We start from the raw sequence: 17,833 nt of genomic DNA on the forward strand, positions 1-17,833 counted from the left end.
TTTCACGTGAAACGGTCACCCCAGCAGGCCGAAGGCGATGGACTGAAGTGGATCAGTGGGCCTCGGAAAACCGCAGGTACCGGGGTGGTACGGACTGTGTCAGCCACACACCGTTGGCACTGACATGGAAGACATGGCCGTCGCGGTGCATGGCGGCCGCGTCCACCACGAGGACGACCGGGCGACCGCGTCGGGCGCCGACCCGGATCGCGGTCTCGCGGTCGGGGGAGAGATGGACGTCATGCCTGTTCATGGGCCGCAGCCCCTCGCTGCGGATCGCCTCCAGGTTGCGGGCCACGGTCCCGTGGTAGAGGTACGGCGGCGGTGTCGCGGCCGGCAGTCCGAGGTCGACCCCGATGCTGTGCCCCTGGCTGGCGCGAATGCGGCTGCCGTCGATCGCGAAGCGCCGCTTGTCGTTGGTGGCGACCACGTGGTCCAGTTCCTCGCGGCTGAACCGGAAGCCGTTCGCGGCCGCCGCCCTGATCAGCGCGTCGATCTCGACCCAGCCACCCTCGTCGGGGGTGAGCCCGATCCTCTCGGGCTGGTGGCGAAGGTGCTTGGCGAGGTACTTCGACACCTTCACGGTGCGTCTTTCGTCCATGTCACCAGCCTGCCGGGAGAGACGCGGATCACGCAGGTCAATTTCGCCCGGGAGGTTTGATCCACAGCCAAGTGATGTTGTCCACAGGCAAGAGGCGCGAAGCTGTGGACAACTGGTCTCCGATTCAGGGGTGTTGACCCGGATCCGCGGCACCCAGCGGCGGTTTCGCCCGTGCGAGCCGGCGCCGCGCCCGCGGGGTGAAGCGGGACATCGCACGGAGGAGACGGGCCTCCGGCGTCACCGGTACCACCGCCTCGTCGCGCACGACCGCGCGCAGGATCGCGTCGGCCACCTTCTCCGGCGGGTAGCCGCGCAGTCCGTACAGGCGGGTCGCGCGCCGCCGCCGGCGCCTCTCCTCCTCCGCGGGGACGCCCGCGAAGTGCGCCGTGGACGTGATGGCGGTGTCGACGAAACCGGGACAGACCGCTGTGACGCCGATCCCCTGCGCGGCCAGCTCCGCGCGCAGACACTCGCTCAGCATCAGCACCGCCGCCTTGGAGGTGCTGTAGGCGGGCAGGGCCTTCGAGGGCTGGTACGCCGCGGCGGACGCGGTGTTGACGATGTGGCCGCCCTGTCCCCGCTCGGCCATCCGCTTCCCGAACAGCCGGCAGCCGTGGATCACTCCCCACAGATTGACGTCGAGGACCTTCCTCCAGTCCTCGGTGGTGTGGTCGAAGAACGAGCCGGACAGGCCGATGCCCGCGTTGTTCACCAGGACGTCCACCACGCCGTACTCGGCGTCGACCTTCTCGGCCAGCTTCTCCATGGCCTGCTCGTCGGAGACGTCCACCGCCTCGGCCCAGGCGGCCGGCGCCCCGAGCTGCCGCGACTGCTCGGCGGTGCGGGCCGCGGCCTCGGCGTTCCGGTCGACGGCCACCACCCGCGCGCCGGCCCGGGCGAAGGCGTACGCCGTGGCCCGTCCGATGCCGCTGCCCGCGCCGGTGACCAGGACGAGCTGCCCGGCGAAGCGGTCGGCGTACTTCCCGGTGGCGGCCGGCCGTGGCTGCCCGTCCTCGGTGGCCATGACGAACTGGGTGATCCAGGCCGCCAGCTGGTCGGGCCGGGTGCGCGGGATCCAGTGCCCGGCGGGGAGCGTGCGGCGCACCAGGCCGGGTGCCCACCGCTCCAGGTCGTCGTACAGGCTCTCCGAGAGGAAGGCGTCGTCGAGGGGGGTGATGAGCTGCACCGGCGCGTGCGCGTGGGCGTCCGCCCGTGGTCTGCGCAGCCGGGCCCGCACGTTGTCCCGGTACAGCCAGGCGCCGTGCGCCGCGTCCCGGGGCAGCGACGAGGTCGGGTAGTCGTCGCCGGGGACCTTCTCGACACGCCTCAGAATGCCCGGCCAGCGCCTGCCGAGCGGGCCGCGCCAGGCCAGCTCGGGCAGCTTGGGCGTGTGCAGCAGGTACACGTACCAGGACTTGGCGCCCTGGCCTAGGAGCTGGCCCACGCGGCGCGGGGTGGGGCGCTTGACGCGCCCGGCGATCCAGTGGCCGAAGTGGTCGAGGGACGGCCCGGACACCGATGTGAAGGAGGCGATCCGGCCCTCGGTGCGCCGCACGCTGACGAACTCCCAGGACTGCACCGAGCCCCAGTCGTGCCCCACCAGGTGCACCGGCCTCCCGGGGCTCACCGCGTCCGCGACCGCCAGGAAGTCGTCGGTCAGCTTGTCGAGGGTGAAGCCCCCGCGCAGGGGCCGCGGCGCGGTGGAGCGGCCGTGGCCGCGGACGTCGTAGAGCACGACATGGAAGCGGCCGGCGAGGCGCTCGGCGACCTCCGACCAGACCTCCTTGCTGTCCGGGTAGCCGTGCACCAGGACGACCGTGGGCCGCCGTGCGTCGCCCAGTTCGGCCACGCACAGCTCGACTCCGCCCGTGCGCACCCGGCGTTCCCGCGCGCCCTTCAGCATCGTCACTTCTCCTCCGCTCTCCTCCACCGAGGCCGGATACGGCTGCCGAACGTGCCTCTGCCGTGACGCCGGCGACTGTTGCAGCTGTTAGACCAGTCGTCAACAGTGCGGTCCGGATGCCGGAACTCCGCAGGCCGCCCGGCCCTCAGGGGTCCGACCCCTAAGGTCCCCGTAATACTCGAGGCGGACCCCAAGACGGCTCTGGGGTCTGACGACCGGCGTGGTCCGGATCACTACCGTCGAAGACGTGACTGTGATCGCGACCGAAAGCCTGAGCAAGCGGTTCCCACGGGTGACCGCGCTTGACCGGCTCTCCGTGGACGTCGGACCGGGTGTGACCGGACTCGTCGGCGCCAACGGAGCCGGCAAGTCCACACTCATCAAGATCCTGCTGGGTCTGTCCCCCGCCACCGAGGGCCGCGCCGAGGTGCTCGGCCTCGACGTCGCCACCGAGGGCGCAGCCATCCGTGAGCGCGTCGGATACATGCCGGAGCACGACTGCCTGCCGCCCGACGTCTCGGCCACCGAGTTCGTCGTCCACATGGCGCGCATGTCCGGCCTGCCCCCGACCGCCGCCCGTGAGCGCACCGCGGACACCCTGCGCCATGTCGGCCTGTACGAGGAGCGCTACCGCCCCATCGGCGGCTACTCCACCGGTATGAAGCAGCGCGTGAAGCTCGCCCAGGCCCTGGTGCACGATCCGCAACTGGTCTTCCTCGACGAGCCGACCAACGGCCTCGACCCGGTCGGCCGTGACGACATGCTCGGCCTGATCCGCCGCATCCACACCGACTTCGGCATCTCCGTCCTGGTCACCTCCCACCTGCTGGGTGAACTGGAGCGCACCTGCGACCACGTCGTCGTCATCGACGGCGGCAAGCTCCTGCGCTCCAGCTCCACCACCGACTTCACCCAGACCACGACCACCCTCGCCATCGAGGTCACCGACAGCGACGAGTACCCGGACGGCACCCGCGCCGTGCGCGACGCGCTCCACGCGCGCGGGGTGGAGACCCAGGACGGCACCGGCCTGCCGGGCGCGGGACACGTCCTGCTGCTCACCGCCCAGGGCGAGGAGACGTACGACCTGGTGCGGGACGTGATCGCGGACCTCGGCCTCGGCCTGGTGCGCATGGAGCAGCGACGGCACCACATCTCGGAGGTCTTCCGGGACAGCGACGAACAGCGCGACGCACAGGGGAAGGAGGCGGTCGGCCATGGCGGTTGAACCCACCGCGGCAGTGCCCACGGGTGACCAGACCCGCATCCACAACATCGGTTACCGCAGCTACGACGGCCCCCGCCTCGGCCGCGCCTACGCCCGCCGCTCGCTGTACTCGCAGTCCCTGCGCGGCGCCTACGGCCTCGGCCGCTCGGTGAAGTCCAAGGTGCTGCCGATGCTGCTGTTCGTGGTGATGTGCGTGCCCGCGGCCATCATGGTCGCCGTCGCGGTCGCCACCAAGGCCAAGGGCCTGCCCATCGAGTACACGCGCTACGCCATCATCATGCAGGGCGTCATCAGCCTGTACGTCGCCTCGCAGGCACCCCAGTCCGTCTCGCGCGACCTGCGCTTCAAGACCGTGCCGCTGTACTTCTCACGGCCCATCGAGACCGCCGACTACGTGCGCGCCAAGTACGCGGCCCTGGCCTCCGCGCTGTTCATCCTGACCGCGGCCCCGCTGCTCGTGCTCTACGTCGGCGCGCTGCTGGCCAAGATGGACTTCGCCGACCAGACCAAGGGATTCGCCCAGGGAGTCGTCTCCGTGGCACTGCTCTCACTGCTCTTCGCCGGTATCGGCCTCGTCGTCGCCGCCGTCACGCCGCGCCGCGGCTTCGGTATCGCCGCCGTGATCGCCGTACTGGTCATCTCCTACGGCGCCGTCTCCACCCTCCAGGCCATCGCGGAGGCCCGGAACAACTCCGGCGCCATCCCCTGGATCGGCCTGTTCTCACCGGTCACCCTCGTCGACGGCGTGCAGACCGCCTTCCTCGGCGCGACCTCCTCGGCACCCGGCGCCGCCGGCCCGGGCAGCGGACAGGGCGTCGTCTACGTCCTCGTCGTCCTCGGCCTCATCGCCGCCGCATACGGCCTCCTGCTGCGCCGCTACAAGAAGGTGGGACTGTGACGACCCTCAGCATCGACCACGTCTCCCGCTGGTTCGGCAACGTGGTCGCCGTCAACGACATCACCATGACGATCGGCCCCGGCGTCACCGGCCTGCTCGGCCCCAACGGCGCCGGAAAGTCCACGCTGATCAACATGATGGCCGGTTTCCTCGCCCCCTCCACCGGCACGGTCACCCTCGACGGGCAGCCGGTGTGGCGCAACGAGAAGATCTACCGGCACATCGGCATCGTCCCCGAGCGGGAGGCGATGTACGACTTCCTCACCGGCCGCGAGTTCGTCGTCGCCAACGCCGAACTGCACGGCCTGGGCGCCAAGGCCGCCCAGAAGGCGCTCGCCACCGTCGAGATGGAGTACGCGCAGGACCGGAAGATCTCCACCTACTCCAAGGGCATGCGCCAGCGCGTCAAGATGGCCTCCGCGCTGGTCCACGACCCCTCGCTGCTCCTGCTCGACGAGCCGTTCAACGGCATGGACCCGCGCCAGCGCATGCAGCTGATGGACCTGCTGCGGCGCATGGGCGACGAGGGCCGCACCGTGTTGTTCTCCTCCCACATCCTTGAGGAGGTCGAACAGCTCGCCTGGCACATCGAGGTCGTCGTCGCCGGACGGCACGCCGCCAGCGGCGACTTCCGCAGGATCCGCCGCCTGATGACCGACCGGCCGCACCGCTACCTGGTGCGCTCCAGCGACGACCGTGCCCTGGCGGCCGCGCTGATCGCCGATCCGTCGACGTCCGGCATCGAGGTCGACCTCGCCGAGGGCGCGCTGCGCGTCCAGGCCGTCGACTTCGGCCGGTTCACGACCTTGCTGCCGCGGGTGGCCCGGGACCACGGCATCCGGCTGCACACGGTCTCGCCCTCCGACGAGTCCCTCGAGTCCGTCTTCTCGTATCTGGTCGCGGCGTAGGAGGCCGAAGATGTATGACCCCACAGTCGCCCGGCTCACCTACCGGGCCCTGCTCGGCCGCCGTCGGGCCCTCATCCTCGGCGCGCTGCCGCTGCTGCTCATCGTGATCGCCGCGGCCGTCCGCGCTCTCGCCGGAGCCGACGACCAGACCGCGGTGAACGTCCTGGGCGGGTTCGCGCTCGCCACCATGGTGCCGATCATCGGCGTCATCGCCGGCACCGGAGCGATCGGACCGGAGATCGACGACGGCTCGGTGGTGTACCTGTTGTCCAAGCCGCTCAAGCGGTCGACGATCATCTTCACCAAGCTGATTGTGGCGATCGCGGTGACCATGGTCTTCTCCGCGGTGCCGACGCTGGTCGCCGGGCTGATCCTCAACGGCAACGGGCAGCAGATCGCCGTCGCCTACACCGTGGCCGCGCTGGTCGCCTCCATCGCCTACGCGGCCCTCTTCCTCCTGCTGGGCACGGTCTCCCGGCACGCGGTGGTCTTCGGGCTCGTCTACGCGCTGGTCTGGGAGGCGCTGTTCGGCTCCCTGGTGCCCGGGGCACGCACGCTGAGCATCCAGCAGTGGGCGCTGGCCGTGGCGCACAAGGTCGCCGGCGGGGACATGGTCACCTCCGACGTCGGGTTGCCGACGGCGACGGTGCTGCTGGTGGTGGTGACCGTCCTGGCCACCTGGTACGCCGGGCAGAAACTGCGGTCGCTGACCCTCGCCGGCGAGGAGTGAGGCGTCCGATCGGGGCCGGGCGGTTCCGCCCGGCCTTGACGGAGGCTTCACCCTCACCCGGGCACACTGGGCAAAGCGGATGAAGCGGCAGGAGGACGTGATGGCGGGCGAAGTGCCGGAGTGCGAGGGCCGGGGGACGACCGGGGACACGTGGGACGACGTGGTCCTGGACGCCGACTTCATACGCGCCGCCGGGACCGCCGAGCCGTCCGGCCGGGCACGGATGCTCGCCGCGCGCTGGCGGCGCGAGGAGCCCGAGCCGCAGCCGTGGCGCTCCGACGAGCCGCCCGCCAGCTGGTTCTTCAGCAAGGCCCGCCGGCGTCGGTGGCGGCGGCGGTGAAGAGGTCCGGGGCGTCCGGTAATTCGGTGGCGTCGAAGTCGTCGTAGCGGCACAGTGGTGGTGTTCACCGCGCCGGACCGCATCGGCGCCACGTTCTGGGAGAGGAGCTGGGCGATGTCGATGCACGGCAGTACGCCGAGCTCCCGACAGGGCAGCCCGCGGCGGGCTCCGGAGTAACTACCGGCTCCGTCGAGCCCGCCTCGCACGGGGAGCTGCCCGGGGCGGCCGCTTCGAGCACGCGAATCCCTTCGCGTGGGCCGCCCACCCGGAGGATTGGCCGAGTGGCAAGGCACCGGCTTGGTTCAAGCCGCGGTCGGGGGTCACCCCCGCGCACGTTCGATCCGTGCATCCTCCGCAGAGACCGAGGGCTCAGCCCACCAGCTTCTCCAGCAGCACCGCGATGCCGTCCTCGTCGTTCGAGGCCGTCACCTCGTCGGCGACCGCCTTCAGCTCCTCGTGGGCGTTGGCCATCGCCACGCCCCGGGAGGCCCAGGAGAACATCGGGACGTCGTTGGGCATGTCGCCGAAGGCGATGGCGTCCGCCGCCTTCAGGCCCAGCCGCCGCGCGGCCAGCGAGAGCCCCGTGGCCTTCGACAGCCCCAGCGGCAGCAGCTCGACGATGCCCTCGCCGGCCATGGTCACCGAGACGAAACCGCCGGCGGTCCGGCGGGCCACGTCGGCCAGTTCGTCGTCCGTGAGGTCCGGGTGCTGGACGTAGATCTTGTTGAGGGGCGCGCTCCACAGCTCCGCGACGTCCGTGAACGGCGTCGCCGGAAGCGGGCCCGCGACCGCGTAGCCGGGACCGACCAGCACCTCGCCGTCCAGACCGTCACGGCTGGCCGCCAGGTACAGCGGACCGACCTCCGCCTCGATCTTGGCCAGGGCCACCGCCGCCAGTTGCCGGTCCAGGGTCACCGAGGTCAGCAGGCGGTGCTCCCCGGCGTCGTACACCTGGGCGCCCTGGCCGCAGACCGCGAGGCCCCGGTAGCCGAGGTCGTCGAGGACGTGCCGGGTCCAGGGCACCGCGCGGCCGGTGACGACCAGGTGCGCGGCACCCGCCGCGGTGGCCGCGGCGAGCGCCTCACGGGTGCGCTCCGAGACCGACCCGTCGGAGCGCAGGAGCGTCCCGTCGAGGTCGGTCGCGATCAGCTTGTAGGGGAACGGCCCGGCGGCGGGTCTCACTTGGCCACCGGTTCCAGGACCTCCCGGCCGCCGAGGTAGGGACGCAGCACCTCCGGCACCCGCACGGAGCCGTCGGCCTGCTGGTGGTTCTCCAGGATCGCGACGATCGTGCGCGGGACGGCGCACAGCGTGCCGTTGAGCGTCGCCAGCGGGCGGACCGCCTTGCCGTCACGGAAGCGGATCTGGAGCCGGCGGGACTGGAACTCGGTGCAGTCCGAGGTCGAGGTCAGCTCGCGGTACTTGTCCTGGGTCGGGACCCACGCCTCGCAGTCGAACTTGCGCGAGGCCGAGGCGCCCAGGTCGCCCGAGGCTACGTCGATCACGCGGAACGGCAGCTCCAGCGAGGTCAGCCACTGCTTCTCCCACTCCAGCAGCCGGCGGTGCTCCTCCTGCGACTCCTCGGGGGTGACGTAGGAGAACATCTCGACCTTGTCGAACTGGTGGACGCGGAAGATGCCCTTGGTGTCCTTGCCGTGCGAGCCGGCCTCGCGGCGGAAGCACGGCGAGAACCCGGCGTACCGCAGCGGCAGGCGGTCGGCGTCGATGATCTCGTCCATGTGGTACGCCGCCAGCGGCACCTCGGAGGTGCCGACCAGGTACAGGTCGTCCTTGTCGAGGTGGTAGACGTCCTGGGCCGCCTGGCCGAGGAAGCCCGTGCCCGCCATCGACTGGGGGCGGACCAGCGCGGGGGTCAGCATCGGCGTGAAGCCTGCCGCGGTGGCCTGGGCGATCGCCGCGTTCACCAGCGCCAGCTCCAGCAGGGCGCCGACACCGGTGAGGAAGTAGAAGCGCGAGCCGGAGACCTTCGCGCCGCGCTCCACGTCGATCGCGCCGAGGAGCTGGCCGAGCTCCAGGTGGTCCTTGGGCTCGAAGCCCTCGGCGGCGAAGTCGCGGATCGTGCCGTGCGTCTCCAGCGTGACGAAGTCCTCCTCGCCGCCGACGGGCACGTCGGGGTGGATGAGGTTGCCGAGCCGGAGGAGGAGCTCCTGGGTCTCGGCGTCGGCCGCGTCGCGCTCGGCGTCGGCGGTCTTGACGTCGGCGGCGAGCCCGCTCGCACGCTTCAGCAGCTCGGCCTTCTCGTCACCGGAGGCCTTGGGGATGAGCTTGCCCAGCGCCTTCTGCTCGGCGCGCAGCTCGTCGAAGCGGACGCCGGACGACCTGCGCCGCTCGTCGGCAGACAGGAGGGCGTCGACGAGCGCGACGTCCTCTCCACGGGCACGCTGCGAGGCGCGCACACGGTCGGGGTCCTCACGGAGCAGACGAAGGTCAATCACGCGGTCAAGGCTACCGGTGCGACGTTCCACCCCACGACCCAGTATTCCGAACCATGCCGTACGTACCGTTATGGAGGAATTGCTTCCGGTGTCAAGGGAGCAGACCCCGCCTCCCTGGAACGAGGCAGCCGGTGGGTGCCGGGTTGACCTGATTCCCTTGTGCGGAAGGGGACTTGAAGCCGGGTTGTCCACAGGGGTCCACGCCCTCCGGAGAGTTATCCACAGGCTGTGTGGAAGATCTGTGGATTTCGGAATTGATCACTCCGGAAGCGTTGCGCGGAGGGAGGAATTCCTGTCTCGAAGCGCCCGGACGCCCACTTTCGGCGGAAAGGGGTCGCCCCAAAAGATGAACCAAAGGAGACGAGTGGACGAAGGGTGACCTGTGGGGCCTTGACCGATCTTGAGGGTCGGAGGGCGATTTGTCGACTGAGTCCCCGTTGGGTGTCGACTTGTCCCCAGGTCGAGAGAGGGGGGTGTGGATAACTTCTGTGGACAACCAACACTCGCGGACAGCACCGGCCGGAAGCGGCACAAGCGACTAGTGCTGTGACCGGAAAGGTTCACCGGCTCGCGACGCCCGGCACGGCACTCCCCCAGCCTTCGGCCGGGGGTACCCCCACGCCGCGTTGTCGCATCACCCGAGTACATCCCGTACGCGGGCAATGCTCCGCCTCGCGAGGCTCCCCCACTGCCCGAAGGGCGTGGGAGGTGCCCCCAGCACCGGACGCCGCGAGCTTCCCGGCAAACCTTCCCGGCCACAGCACTAGAAACGGCCGTCCTGGCAGCGCGCCACCCAGTCCGCCGCCGCCACGAACTCCTGGTCCGAGGTCCCGGCCAGCGGAGGCCGTACGTCCGCCGTGTCGCCGTCCGCCCGCGGGTACGAGCCCAGGAAGCGCACCTGGAGGCAGATCCGCTTGAGGCCCATCAGTGCCTCCGCCATCCGGCGGTCGTTGATGTGGCCCTCGGCGTCGATGCAGAAGCAGTAGTTGCCGATGCCGGCGCCCGTCGGGCGGGACTGCAGCAGCATCAGGTTGATACCGCGGGTGCTGAACTCGCCCAGCAGGTCACGCAGCCCGCCGGGATGGTCGTCGCGCTGCCACAGCACCACCGACGTCTTGTCCGTGCCGCTCGGCGCGGCGGGCCGAGCGGGCCGGCCGACCAGCACGAACCGTGTCTGTGCGTTCTCCGCGTCGTGGATGCCCGTCTCCAGGGGCACGAGCCCGTACCGCGCGGCCGCGAACTCACCGGCGAACGCGGCGTCGTAGCGGCCCTCCTGGACCAGGCGGGCGCCGTCCGCGTTCGAGGCGGCCGACTCCCAGACGGCGTCCGGGAGGTTCGCCGAGAGCCAGTTGCGCACCTGCGGCTGGGCGGCCGGGTGGGCGGTGACCGTCTTGACGTCCGACAGCGTCGTACCGGGCCTGACCAGCAGCGCGAAGGTGATCGACAGCAGCACTTCGCGGTAGATCATCAGCGGCTGGCCCGCGACCAGCTCGTCGAGCGTGGTGGTGATGCCGCCCTCGACGGAGTTCTCGATCGGCACGAAAGCGGCCTCGGCCGCGCCGGCCCGGACGGCGTCCAGCGCCGACTGCACGGACACGTACGGGACCAGTTCCCGCGTGGCCGTCTCGGGAAGGGTGCGCAGGGCGACTTCGGTGAAGGTGCCCTCGGGGCCGAGATACGCATAGCTCGCTGGCATGACCTCACCCTAATGGCCTCGGCCGGACCCGGCTCGCGTGTCTCACGGAAGCCCCTCCCCCGGGTGAACCGGGTGTGACGGGTGTGATCGCGCCGGCTTCCGCCGTGCTCACCCCTCCAGCAGCCGCTGCCCCACGTACTCGCCCTTCGCCGCCCCGCCCGGCACCGCGAACAGACCGCTCGCCTCGTGCCGGAGGTACGCCGACAGCGCGTCGCCGCGATCCAGCTTGCGCTGCACCGGTACGAAGCCGCGCAGCGGGTCCGCCTGCCAGCAGATGAACAGCAGGCCCGCGTCCGGGGTGCCGTCGGCGTCGAAGCCGTCGTGGTAGGAGAAGGGGCGCCGGAGCATGGCCGCGCCCCCGTTCTGGTCGGGCCGGGTGATCCGGGCGTGGGCGTTGACCGGGACGACGTAGGTGCCGTCCTTGCCGGTCTTCTCCAGGTCCATCGCGGTCGTCTCGGTGCCCCCGCCGAGCGGCGCCCCGTCGGACTTGCGGCGCCCGATGACGTCCTCCTGCTGGGTGAGCGGCAGCTTCTCCCAGTCGTCCAGGAGCATCCGGATGCGGCGTACGACGACGTAGGAGCCGTTCGCCATCCAGGCCGGCTCGCCGTTCGCGGGCACGAAGAGGCGCTGGTCGAAGTCCGGGTCGGCCGGCTTCGGGTTGCGGGTGCCGTCGATCTGCCCCATCAGGTTGCGGGCCGTCATGGGATGCGCGGTGGCTCCGGGGGAGCGGTTGAATCCGTTCATCTGCCAGCGGACGCGGGCGGCGCCGCCCGCGTCCTTCTGGAGGGCGCGCAGGGCGTGGAAGGCGACCAGCGCGTCGTTCGCGCCGATCTGGACCCAGAGATCGCCGTTGCTGCGGGACTTGTCGAGCCGGTCGGAGGAGAAGTCGGGCAGCGGGTCGAGAGCGCCGGGCCGCTGCCGGCGCAGATCCGTCCGGTCGAAGAAGGAGTGGCCGAAGCCGAAGGTGACCGTCAGCGCCGAGGGGCCCGCGTCCCGTGCCACGTCGGTGTCGTCGTGTGCGGCCGGTTCACCCGCCATCAGCCGCTCGGCCGTCGCCGACCAGCGGCGCAGCAGCGCGGCGGCCTCCGTGCGGCCCGCTCCGGGCGCGAGGTCGAAGGCGACGAGATGGCCGCGGGCCTGGAGGGCGTCGGTGATGCCGGGCTGATGTTTCCCGTGAAACATCGCCCGGTCGGCGCCGAGCGAGGTGAGCGGGGTGGCACCGGCGGGCGCCGCCGTGTAGCCGAGGCCCGTGCCGGCCGCGCCGAGGACGAGCCCGGTGGCACCGGCCGTACCGAGCAGTCGCCGGCGCGACACGCCCGCTCCTGCGGCGGTGCCCGCCCGCGCGGACGCGGTCGCCGCGGGCGAGGGGTTCGGGGAGGTGGCCTCCGGGGTGGACTGGTCGGTCATGGTGCGGTTCAGCCGATCTGCGTGTTCTTGGTGACGGTGACCTGGTCGATGTCGGAGGTCCGCACGGTCACGGCGACCTGCCAGTCGCCCGCCATGGGGATCTGCACCCCGCTCGCCACCCAGTGTCCGGTGGTGACGTGGTCGGGGTTCACCGGGAGCGGTCCGAGGTCCTTCGCGGCCAGCGTGAAGGCGATCTTGAGCTCGGTGATGTCGCGGAGGCGCCCGTTCGGTCCGAGGGAAAAGATGTGCAACTCGTTGCCGCCCACGCGCGCGGGGTCGATGTCGATCCGTACGACGCCCTTGCCGTCCTTGCCACCGGTGTCGAACGGCATGTCGAGGGTGACCGCGCCCACCCCGGAGGACGAGGACGAGGACGCGGCGGACGACGTGGCGGTCCTGGCCTCCGTCTCCGTGCGCCCCGGCTCGGTCTGCGTCAGCACGGTCGTGACGGCGAGCAGCACGACGGCGACACCCGCTTCCATCAGTACGGACCGGCGCAGCCCGAAGCGATGGGGGTCGGCGTCCCGCAGCCGCTTCTGCCGTGCGGTGTCCAGGGCGGCCTGCTGCCGGGCGAGCTGGGCGGCCCGCCGGGCGGCCTCCCCCTTCGCCGCCTTCCCGCCGGGCTTGACCTTGTCGCCGTCGGCTTTCCCGGTTTCGGTCTTCCCGGTCCCGGGCTTCCCGGCCCCGGCCTTCGCGTCCGGGCCGGGGTTCCTGCCCGCGGTCGCCGCGACCTTCGCGCGTGCCTTGGCCGGTGCCTTCGCGGCGGCCGTCTGCGCCAGCCGGCCCGTCCAGCGGCGGGAGGTCCAGGCGACGCCGACCATCAGCGCCACCAGACCGACCTTCACGAGGAGCAGCTGTCCGTAGCGGGTGTCGGTGAGCGCCGACCAGGAGCCGACCTGGCGCCAGGACTGATAGGTGCCGGTCGCGACCAGCGCCAGGACGGAACCGAAGGCGACCTGGGAGAAGCGGCGTACGGCCGCGGTCTCGACCGGGGTCTCGGCGGGCGCCCGGTACAGCGCGACCAGAAGGGCGACGAGACCGCCGAGCCAGGCGGCCACGGCGAGCAGGTGGACGACGTCGACCGGCATCGCGATGCCCGGCTGGAGCCCGGTCGAGGCGTGCTCGGACATGGCCCAGCTGGCCGCGAGCCCGACGGCGACCACGGTGCCGCCGATCGCGAGCCCGAAGGTCAGGTCGCGCTTCTCGTCGTCCGCGCGCTTTTGGTACTCCCCGAAGAGCACCGCGACGAACAGCGCCGCCGCGGCGAGCAGCAGCAGCCGGGAGACGAGGGCCGCCCCGGTCTTGGTCTGGAGCACCTGCCCGAGGAGCGTCAGGTCGAAGACGTCCCCGATCTTTCCGGAGGTGGTGTAGGAGCCGCGCAGGAGCAGCAGCGCGAGCGTGGACGCGGTGAGCGCGACCCAGCCGGAGACGACGAGCCGTTGCACCGCCCGCACTCCCGAGCCGCGCTGCCAGCAGGCCAGTACGAAGGCGGCACCGCCGGCCAGGACGACGAAGCCGGCGTACGACACGTACCGCCCGATCCCGTAGAGCCCGCCGACGATCCCGCCGCCCGCCGTCTGGTCGCCGACCGCGGCGGAAGTCTTGGAGGGGGCGCCGATGGAGAAGGTGTAGGCACCGCCGACGGGGTGGCTGTCGGCCGAGACCACCTGGTAGGCGACGGTGTAGGTGCCGTCCGGCAGTCCGCTGCGCAGTCGCACGGCGTACGTCGTCCCGCTGACGTTGGCGGGCTTCCCGGCGTCGACGCGGTTGCCCTTGGGATCCAGGACGCGCAGCGAGTCGTCGCTCATGGCGACCTGCTCGGAGAAGGTCAGCGACACCTGGGCGGGCGCTTTGTCGACCACCGCCCCCTGCTGCGGATCGCTGCCGGTCAGCGCGGCGTGCGCGGAGGCCGGGGCGGCTCCGGCGAGGAGCACGCCGGCGACGGCCATGAGCAGCAGCATCAGGGTCCGGAAGCGTGGGGCGATGGTCTGCGACAAGGTGGTCCCTCCCTCAGTGTCCGGTCGTGGGGTTGTACGTGGCCGATTTCACCGGCATCTCGACCTTGACGGTGCCGGACTCGGCGAAGTGCAGTTCGACGAGGACCGTCTGGCCCTGCCGGGGCGCGCGCTTCAGCTTGTCGAACATCAGGTGGTTGCCGCCGCTCTCGAACACGAGTCGCCCGTGCGCGGGGACGGTGAGGGGGCCGGCCTCCTTCATGACCCCGCCGGCGGTCTGGTGCACGGTGACGTCCTCGGCTTCGGCGCTGGTGACCGAGGTGAGTTCGTCCTTGGCGCCGCCCTTGTTCTCGATGGTCAGGAAGCCGGCCGCCATCGCGGCCGAGAGCGGCTGGGGCATGTAGGCGGAGTGGACGGACAGTTCGGCCTTCGCGTCGCCGGTCCCGGAGGACGCGGCGCAGCCGGTCAGCAGGGCGGTACCGGTCAGGGTCGCGGCCAGGAGCGCCGCCGCCGGTGCCGGCCGCCTCACGGGTTCTCCCCCTTGACGATCCTGGGGAGGTCCTTGGTGTAGTCGTCGACGGTGGCGTCCTCGCCGTAGAGGACGTATCCGGCGTCGGTCTTCGGGGAGAACGCGATCACCTGGGTGCCGTGCATCGAGACGAGCTTGCCGTTCTTGTCCTTCGTGGTCGGCTCGATGGAGATGCCCAGGGTGCGCGCGCCGGCCTGGATGGTGGAGAAGTCGCCGGTCAGTCCTATGAACTGCGGGTCGATCATCTTGAGCCACTTGCCGAGTTCGGCCGGGGTGTCGCGGTCCGGGTCGGTCGTGACGAACACCACGCGCAGGTCGTCCTGCTCGGCCTTGGACAGCGCCTTCTTGGCGACCGCGATGTTGTTCATGGTCAGCGGGCAGGCGTCGGGGCAGTGGGTGTAGCCGAAGTAGACCAGCGTCGGGTGGCCGGCGGTCTCCTTGCGGAGGTCGTACTGCTTTCCCTGGGTGTCGGTGAGGACCAGGTCCGGCTTCTCGAACGGCTTGTCGAGGACCGTCGCGGCCTTCTGCGAGGTGTCCTCGGAGACGACGGCGACGGGCTTCCCGCCGTCGTTGCCGCTGCCGCAGGCGGAGAGGGTCAGGGTGGCCGCGGCGAGCAGGGCGGCCGCGACGAAGGTCTTGTTGCGCATAGAGAAATGTCCCAGATGTGAGAACTCCGGCGCGCGCCGGGGGCCGTACGCGAGAGTGGCACGACCCCCGGAGCGCGTGACGGACGAGCCGGATCAGGCGGTGGTGCGCCTGCGGCCGGCGAGTACGCCGTAGGCCACGCCGGCCGCGCCGACGAGGATGCCGACGATGCCGAGGACGCGGGCGGTGGTGTCGCTGCCGCTCTTGGAGGTGTCGGCGGCGGTGGTCTGGGCGGCGGGCTTGGTGTCGGCAGCGGCGTCTTCGGCCGACGCGTCGTGTCCGTCACCCTCCGAGGCCGCGGTCAGCTGAAGCACCGGCGCCGGGTTGTCCGGCTCCGCCTGGCCCTTCTGCGGCACCTCGATCCAGCGCACGACCTCCTTGTTGGAATACGTCTGGATCGCCTTGAAGACCAGCTGGTCGGCGTCCTCGGGCAGCGTGCCGATGGAGACCGGGAACTTCTGGAAGAAGCCGGGCTTGATGCCGTCCCCGTCGGCGGTCCAGGTGACCTTGGTGACGGCTTCGGAGATCTTCTTGCCGTGCATCTCCAGCGGCTTGTCCAGCTGGGACTTGGTGACGTCGATCTTCCAGCCGGTCATCGGCTGCGGCATCACGGAGGCCAGCGGGTGGTCGGTCGGGAAGTTGACCTCGATCTTGGTGGTGGAGGCGTTGTCGCGCTCGTTGGGGACCTTGAAGTCGACGACGGCGTAGCCGCCCTTGGCGGCGGAGCCCTCCGGCTGGACGCTGACGTGTGCGAACGCCGGGGCGGACAGGGCGAGGACGGCCGAGCCGGCGACGGCGGCGGTGGCGGCGAGTCGAGAAGCCTTCATAGGGGGTGCACTCCACTTCGAGTGAGTTCCGGTGTCTGAGGGGTGCGCGTGCGGGGCGGGACCGGTGCCCCGGTGTTCCCGCCGGGCGGGCACGCGCGCGCGTGCCGCACGACGGCGGCCGCTCCCCCGGCGGAGACCCGCTCGGTGGGGTGGTGGTCGCGTCGCGTCAGGCAGCGAGGACGAGTGCGGCGGCGGCCGGCGGGCCGCGGCGGATCACCGTGTGCTGGAGTGCGGTGGTGTGGGGGACGAGGGGCGCGGAGTCGGCGGTGCGCCGGAAGCGCGGGCCGGTGCCGGCCGCCGTGGGCAGCCCGGCGCACAGGGCGCGCGCCAGGGCGAGCGCCCCGCGCAGGGACCGAACGAGCGCGGCCTCGGCGACTCCGTGCGCCGACAGCTCGATCAGCCGCAGCAGGGCGAGGTCGCCGCGCCGCAGCACCCAGCCCGTGGCGACGGCGGCCAGGACGTGGACGAGCAGCATCGGCAGGGACGGCAGCAGCGCGGCGGCCGCGCCGATGGGGAACCATGAGCCCGCCGGGTGGTGCGGGGCGCTCGGGCCCGTGCCGGCGCCGCCGTAGGCGTGTGCGTCGACGAGTATCCGGTAGGCCTGGGCCGGGCTGATCACGGCGGCGGTGGCCCCGCACACGTACCGGGCGGCCCGCTGGACGAGCTCGGCGTCGGACAGCACGGGCAGCGAACCCGTCGGTCCCGTCGATCCCGTGGAGCCCATGGTCATGGCACCGGAGGCCACGGCGCCCATGCCGCTCTGCCCCATGCCGAACAGGCTGTGCAGCACGGTCTGGCCGACCACGAGCAGCGTCGCGATCCCCGGCAGGGAACGCGCGCGCCCGGCGAGGGGCGCCACCACGACCAGCGCCCCCAGGAACCCCGCGCCCAGTGTCCACAGCGGCACCGCGGCGCAGGAGGCCAGCGTGTGCCCGGCTGCGGCCAGCACGACGCAGACCGCGGCGAACACCGCGGCCCGAAGGATCCGGAGACCGCGTCCGGCGGGTGCCGTGCGCGGGCGGGGGGCAGACATGGCGGCCTCATCATCCCACTGGACCCGGGCCCTTCGTACGGCAGGTCCACAAGATGCGGTAGATCCGGAAGGTCACGTTCTGATGTCGTCGGCCCGCACATACACCGATTCACCGCCCCGCCGCGTCCGCCGATCGGACCGTGTCGTGTCAACGCCGTGCTTACGGCAGGGCACTCGGGGCAATACGTAACGGTATGTCGAGCCGCGCCGGGAGGCTGGAGCATGAGCATCTGGTGGTCACTCCATCTGCGGCGTGACGCCGCGAGCGTGCCGCTCGCGCGGCGACTGCTGCTCGGCACGATGGAGACCGCGGGCGTCGACCCCGACATCTCCTACGACCTGTCCGTGGCCCTGAGCGAGGCCTGCGCGAACGCGGTGGAGTACGGCGGGGACACCGAATCCTCCGGTGGCTACCGCGTCACCGCCTTTCTCGACGGGGAGAAGTGCCGCATCGAGGTGGCCGACGCGGGCCCCGGCTTTCCGCCGGCGGGCCGCCGCCGCCCGGTCCGCGCCGCGCGCGTCGACGCCGAGCACGGCCGCGGCCTGTATCTCATCCAGGAACTCGCCGACCATGTCCACATCCGCAACAGGCCGGGCCGGGGCGGCGCGGTGGTGAGCTTCGACAAGATCCTCAAGTGGCGCGAGGACGCCCCGCTGGTGGCGGTGTAGCGCAGCCG

At 71.5% G+C, this 17,833-nt stretch carries 17 protein-coding genes and 1 tRNA gene; 7 read left to right on the top strand and 11 right to left on the bottom strand.

Annotation, left to right across the window (positions count from 1 at the left end; genetic code table 11):
* Window positions 1–52: 52 nt before the first annotated feature.
* Both ACIQMV_RS18000 and ACIQMV_RS18005 read right to left on the bottom strand, forming a co-directional pair.
* Window positions 53–601 (bottom strand): RNA 2'-phosphotransferase, encoded by a 549-nt coding sequence (locus ACIQMV_RS18000; protein ID WP_402593740.1) that lies wholly within the window; start codon window positions 599–601, stop codon window positions 53–55.
* 124 nt (window positions 602–725) lie between these two features.
* On the bottom strand, window positions 726–2,510 hold the full coding sequence (locus ACIQMV_RS18005) for an SDR family oxidoreductase (protein WP_402593742.1): 1,785 nt from the start codon (window positions 2,508–2,510) through the stop codon (window positions 726–728).
* Window positions 2,511–2,757: 247 nt separating this feature from the next.
* Here ACIQMV_RS18005 and ACIQMV_RS18010 point away from each other — a divergent pair, with 247 nt between their 5' ends.
* From ACIQMV_RS18010 to ACIQMV_RS18035, 6 genes are all read left to right on the top strand, one after another.
* Window positions 2,758–3,732: an ABC transporter ATP-binding protein gene (locus ACIQMV_RS18010; RefSeq protein WP_141366455.1), complete on the top strand. Its 975-nt coding sequence runs from the start codon at window positions 2,758–2,760 to the stop codon at window positions 3,730–3,732.
* Window positions 3,722–4,630, top strand: a complete 909-nt coding sequence (locus ACIQMV_RS18015) for an ABC transporter permease (protein ID WP_402593743.1) — start codon at window positions 3,722–3,724, stop codon at window positions 4,628–4,630. The genes ACIQMV_RS18010 and ACIQMV_RS18015 overlap by 11 nt, the downstream gene beginning before the upstream one ends.
* Window positions 4,627–5,538 (top strand): ABC transporter ATP-binding protein, encoded by a 912-nt coding sequence (locus tag ACIQMV_RS18020; protein ID WP_390840550.1) that lies wholly within the window; start codon window positions 4,627–4,629, stop codon window positions 5,536–5,538. Before ACIQMV_RS18015 ends, ACIQMV_RS18020 begins: the two co-directional genes overlap by 4 nt.
* A 10-nt stretch (window positions 5,539–5,548) precedes the next feature.
* Complete coding sequence (locus ACIQMV_RS18025; RefSeq protein ID WP_225076401.1) at window positions 5,549–6,268, top strand: ABC transporter permease subunit; 720 nt, start codon at window positions 5,549–5,551, stop codon at window positions 6,266–6,268.
* 100 nt (window positions 6,269–6,368) lie between these two features.
* Window positions 6,369–6,608, top strand: a complete 240-nt coding sequence (locus ACIQMV_RS18030; RefSeq protein ID WP_402593746.1) for a hypothetical protein — start codon at window positions 6,369–6,371, stop codon at window positions 6,606–6,608.
* A gap of 267 nt (window positions 6,609–6,875) precedes the next feature.
* Window positions 6,876–6,963: transfer RNA gene (locus ACIQMV_RS18035), tRNA-OTHER, on the top strand.
* Between the two features lie 14 nt (window positions 6,964–6,977).
* On the opposite strand, the gene ACIQMV_RS18040 is transcribed toward ACIQMV_RS18035, so the two are convergent.
* From ACIQMV_RS18040 to ACIQMV_RS18080, 9 genes are all read right to left on the bottom strand, one after another.
* Complete coding sequence (locus tag ACIQMV_RS18040; protein WP_390840548.1) at window positions 6,978–7,790, bottom strand: HAD family hydrolase; 813 nt, start codon at window positions 7,788–7,790, stop codon at window positions 6,978–6,980.
* Window positions 7,787–9,064: a serine--tRNA ligase gene (serS, locus tag ACIQMV_RS18045; protein WP_141359911.1), complete on the bottom strand. Its 1,278-nt coding sequence runs from the start codon at window positions 9,062–9,064 to the stop codon at window positions 7,787–7,789. Before serS ends, ACIQMV_RS18040 begins: the two co-directional genes overlap by 4 nt.
* 763 nt (window positions 9,065–9,827) lie before the next feature.
* Window positions 9,828–10,760, bottom strand: a complete 933-nt coding sequence (pheA, locus tag ACIQMV_RS18050; RefSeq protein ID WP_141359912.1) for a prephenate dehydratase — start codon at window positions 10,758–10,760, stop codon at window positions 9,828–9,830.
* A gap of 108 nt (window positions 10,761–10,868) precedes the next feature.
* Window positions 10,869–12,167 (bottom strand): iron uptake transporter deferrochelatase/peroxidase subunit, encoded by a 1,299-nt coding sequence (gene efeB / locus ACIQMV_RS18055; RefSeq protein WP_402593748.1) that lies wholly within the window; start codon window positions 12,165–12,167, stop codon window positions 10,869–10,871.
* A gap of 8 nt (window positions 12,168–12,175) precedes the next feature.
* Window positions 12,176–14,164 (bottom strand): copper resistance CopC/CopD family protein, encoded by a 1,989-nt coding sequence (locus ACIQMV_RS18060; protein ID WP_402593750.1) that lies wholly within the window; start codon window positions 14,162–14,164, stop codon window positions 12,176–12,178.
* A 13-nt stretch (window positions 14,165–14,177) separates the two neighbouring features.
* Window positions 14,178–14,651: a copper chaperone PCu(A)C gene (locus tag ACIQMV_RS18065; RefSeq protein ID WP_253266113.1), complete on the bottom strand. Its 474-nt coding sequence runs from the start codon at window positions 14,649–14,651 to the stop codon at window positions 14,178–14,180.
* Window positions 14,648–15,298 (bottom strand): SCO family protein, encoded by a 651-nt coding sequence (locus ACIQMV_RS18070; protein ID WP_225076394.1) that lies wholly within the window; start codon window positions 15,296–15,298, stop codon window positions 14,648–14,650. The genes ACIQMV_RS18065 and ACIQMV_RS18070 overlap by 4 nt, the downstream gene beginning before the upstream one ends.
* A gap of 93 nt (window positions 15,299–15,391) precedes the next feature.
* Entirely contained in the window at window positions 15,392–16,123 is a 732-nt protein-coding gene (locus ACIQMV_RS18075) for a YcnI family protein (protein ID WP_402593752.1), read from the bottom strand.
* Between the two features lie 166 nt (window positions 16,124–16,289).
* The gene (locus tag ACIQMV_RS18080; protein WP_402593754.1) at window positions 16,290–17,156 is read right to left on the bottom strand and encodes a hypothetical protein; all 867 of its coding nucleotides are present in this window, start codon (window positions 17,154–17,156) and stop codon (window positions 16,290–16,292) included.
* A 222-nt stretch (window positions 17,157–17,378) separates the two neighbouring features.
* On the opposite strand from ACIQMV_RS18080, the gene ACIQMV_RS18085 reads away from it, so the two are divergent.
* Window positions 17,379–17,825: an ATP-binding protein gene (locus ACIQMV_RS18085; RefSeq protein WP_402593755.1), complete on the top strand. Its 447-nt coding sequence runs from the start codon at window positions 17,379–17,381 to the stop codon at window positions 17,823–17,825.
* Window positions 17,826–17,833: the final 8 nt, after the last annotated feature.

This window comes from Streptomyces sp. NPDC091412 (assembly GCF_044756885.1).
Classification (GTDB): domain Bacteria; phylum Actinomycetota; class Actinomycetes; order Streptomycetales; family Streptomycetaceae; genus Streptomyces.

Coding starts and splice junctions, on each gene's coding strand:
- ACIQMV_RS18025 (WP_225076401.1), top strand. CDS start 5,549: ATGTATGACCCCACAGTCGCCCGGCTCACCTACCGGGCCCTGCTCGGC.
- ACIQMV_RS18075 (WP_402593752.1), bottom strand. CDS start 16,123: ATGAAGGCTTCTCGACTCGCCGCCACCGCCGCCGTCGCCGGCTCGGCC.
- ACIQMV_RS18015 (WP_402593743.1), top strand. CDS start 3,722: ATGGCGGTTGAACCCACCGCGGCAGTGCCCACGGGTGACCAGACCCGC.
- ACIQMV_RS18070 (WP_225076394.1), bottom strand. CDS start 15,298: ATGCGCAACAAGACCTTCGTCGCGGCCGCCCTGCTCGCCGCGGCCACC.
- ACIQMV_RS18080 (WP_402593754.1), bottom strand. CDS start 17,156: ATGTCTGCCCCCCGCCCGCGCACGGCACCCGCCGGACGCGGTCTCCGG.
- ACIQMV_RS18085 (WP_402593755.1), top strand. CDS start 17,379: ATGAGCATCTGGTGGTCACTCCATCTGCGGCGTGACGCCGCGAGCGTG.
- ACIQMV_RS18030 (WP_402593746.1), top strand. CDS start 6,369: ATGGCGGGCGAAGTGCCGGAGTGCGAGGGCCGGGGGACGACCGGGGAC.
- pheA (WP_141359912.1), bottom strand. CDS start 10,760: ATGCCAGCGAGCTATGCGTATCTCGGCCCCGAGGGCACCTTCACCGAA.
- ACIQMV_RS18000 (WP_402593740.1), bottom strand. CDS start 601: ATGGACGAAAGACGCACCGTGAAGGTGTCGAAGTACCTCGCCAAGCAC.
- efeB (WP_402593748.1), bottom strand. CDS start 12,167: ATGACCGACCAGTCCACCCCGGAGGCCACCTCCCCGAACCCCTCGCCC.